The 2,718-nt window shown below is 75.5% G+C and carries 3 protein-coding genes; all 3 read left to right on the top strand.

Annotated features, from left to right (window positions below):
* A partial coding sequence (locus AC5LSR_RS14450) for an ABC transporter permease (RefSeq protein ID WP_493468563.1) occupies positions 1-1,188 on the top strand: 1,188 nt, incomplete at its 5' end.
* Entirely contained in the window at positions 1,185-2,324 is a 1,140-nt protein-coding gene (locus AC5LSR_RS14445; protein WP_493468562.1) for an ATP-binding cassette domain-containing protein, read from the top strand. The genes AC5LSR_RS14450 and AC5LSR_RS14445, both read left to right, overlap by 4 nt.
* The coding region (locus AC5LSR_RS14440) for an ATP-binding cassette domain-containing protein (protein WP_493468561.1) at positions 2,321-2,718 on the top strand (398 nt) is incomplete at its 3' end. The genes AC5LSR_RS14445 and AC5LSR_RS14440, both read left to right, overlap by 4 nt.

Below are 2,718 nucleotides of genomic sequence, written 5' to 3'. Positions count from 1 at the left end.
CCAGGGGCAGCCCGGCTGCCAGCGGCGGCCCCGCCGCTGGTGACAGCTCTGCTGCGCAGCCGTCCGGGACGGCTGGGTGTGCTGCTGTCCTCGATCGTCGTGGCCGCCGCCGCGGTGTCCCTGGTCTGGACGCCGTACGACCCGACCCGGGTGGACGCGGGCGCGCCCTGGCTGCCGGTCAGCGGGCAGCACTGGTTCGGCACCGACAAGCTCGGCCGGGACCTGTTCAGCCAGATCCTGGTCGGCGCCCGGATCACGGTGTTCGCCGCGGTGACGGCCACCGCCGTCGCCGCGGTGCTGGGGGTGGGGCTGGCGCTGCTCGCCACCGTCACCCCACGCCTGGTCGGCGAGTCCACCGCCCACCTGGTCGACGTCCTGATCGCCTTCCCGGCCCTGCTGCTCGCGATGGTGCTCGCCGCCGTGTTCGGCGGTTCGACCTGGACCGCCGTCGTCGCGATAGGCGTCGGCAGCGGCGTCCAGGTCGGCCGGGTGACGCGGGGGGAGATCGCCCGGGTGCTGGCGTCCGGCTACGTCCTGGCCGCGCACGCGGCCGGCGCCGGCACCAGGCGGATCGTCCGGCGGCACGTCCTGCCGAACGTCGCGCCGACGCTGTACGTCCAGCTCTCCCTCGTGCTCGGGATCGCCGTGCTCGCCGAGGCCGCGCTGTCCTACCTGGGCCTGGGCACCCCGCCGCCGACCCCGTCGTGGGGCCGGATGCTGCAGGAGCTGCAGCCGTACATCACCCTGCGGCCGCTGGTGCTGCTCTGGCCGGGCCTCGCCGTGGTGCTGACGGTGCTCGGGTTCAACCTGCTCGGCGACGGCATCCGCGAGGCCACGGACCCGCGGCTGCGGGACGGCCGGGCGGCGCCGGGCGGCTCGCGGCGTGGTGCCCGCAAAGCGTCCCGGAAAGCGTCCCGGAAAGCGCGGGCCGCCCGGCAGGCGCCGGATGCCCCGCGGGCTCGGCCCGCGACGCGGGACGGTTCACCGCGGGAGTGGGACGACTCACCGGAAGATCCACCGGATGATCCGCCAGAGGACTGGTCGGCCACCTGGGAGGGCTTCCGGGATGCCCAGCCGGACGCCCAGCCGGCGGCGATACCGAACGGCGATCCGGACACCACACCGTCCGCCACAGGAGAGCCACGCATAGGACAGTCACGCTCCGATACCACAGAGGCGTCACGGTGAGCGAACAGAGACCGCCGACGCCGATACCGACATCCTCGCCGGCAGCACCAGCACCAGCGGCGGCAGCGGTGTCGGCGGCAGCGGCGCCTGGACCGTCGGCGGCGCTGGCGGGGCGGGAACGGGACGGGGCGCCGTCCGGGCTCCTCGAGGTCACCGATCTCACCGTCCGCTTCGGCGACACCGTGGTCGTCGACCGGATCGGCTTCGGCCTGGACGCCGGCGGGCGGCTCGGGCTCATCGGCGAGTCCGGATCCGGGAAGTCGATCACCGCGCTGGCCGTCCTCGGGCTGCTGCCCGACGGCGCGGCCGCGACCGGAAGCATCCGCTTCGACGGGCGGGAGCTGCTCGGCCGGTCCGACCGGGAGCTCTCCCGCATCCGCGGCGACAGGATCGCCATGGTCTTCCAGGAGCCGCTCACCGCGCTGAACCCGCTGTGGCGGGTGGGCCGCCAGATCGGCGAGCCGCTGCGCCTGCACCGCGGGCTGTCGCGGCGGGCGGCGGGCGTGGCCGCGGTCGAGCTCGCCGCGAAGGTCGGGCTGCCCGACCCACAGCGGCTCGTCCGCGCGTATCCGCACCAGCTCTCCGGCGGGCAGCGCCAGCGGGTCGGCATCGCCATCGCGCTCGCCTGCCGTCCCGCGCTGCTCATCGCGGACGAGCCGACCACCGCCCTCGACGTCAGCGTCCAGGCGGACGTCCTCGCCCTGCTCACACGCCTCGTCGACGAGGCCGGCACCGCCCTGCTGTACATCACCCACGACCTCGCGGTGGTGGCCTCGGTCGCCCGGGAGCTCGCGGTCATGCGCGGCGGGCGGCTGGTGGAGACCGGCCCGACCGAGGCCGTCCTGCAAGCTCCGCGGCATCCCTACACCCAGCGGCTGCTGGCGGCGGCACACCGCACAAGCTGGACCGGCCCCGCGGCCGGCACCGCAGCCAGTCCGGCGTCCAGACCCGCGAGCGGGCCGGCCGCCGGTCCCACCGACAGCCCGGCACCCGAACTCGCGGCCGGCCCGGCCGCCGAACCCACCAGCAGCCCGCCTCCTGGCCTCGCGGACGACCCACCTCCCGAGCCCACCGGCAGCCCGGCTGCCGGGCCGGTGGACGGCCGGCCGGAGCGGGCGTCGAAGGCGGGCACATGACGCTGTTCGAAGCCAGCGGGCTGACCCGCGCCTACCGGCTGCCGCGCACCTCGCTGTTCGGCCCGGCCGGCGTCCGGCACGCCGTCCACAACGTCGATCTCTCACTGCCGGATGGTCACAGCCTCGGCATCGTCGGTGAGTCCGGGTCGGGCAAGTCGACCCTGGTCCGGCTGCTGCTCGGGCTGGAGCACCCGGACGCCGGGACGGTGCGCTACCGGGGCCGGCAGGTCCGGCCCGGCCGCCCCCGCGACCTGCGCTGGCTGCGCCGCGAGGTGCAGGTCGTCCTGCAGGACCCGATCGGCTCGCTGAACCCCCGGATGCCCGTCGGCGCGATCGTCGCCGAACCGCTGGAATGCCTCGGCATCGACGGAAACGACAACAGCGGCAGCGACGA

The organism is Protofrankia sp. CiP1_Cm_nod4 (genome assembly GCF_982290645.1).
This window is presented reverse-complemented; position numbering and strand designations above follow the sequence as displayed.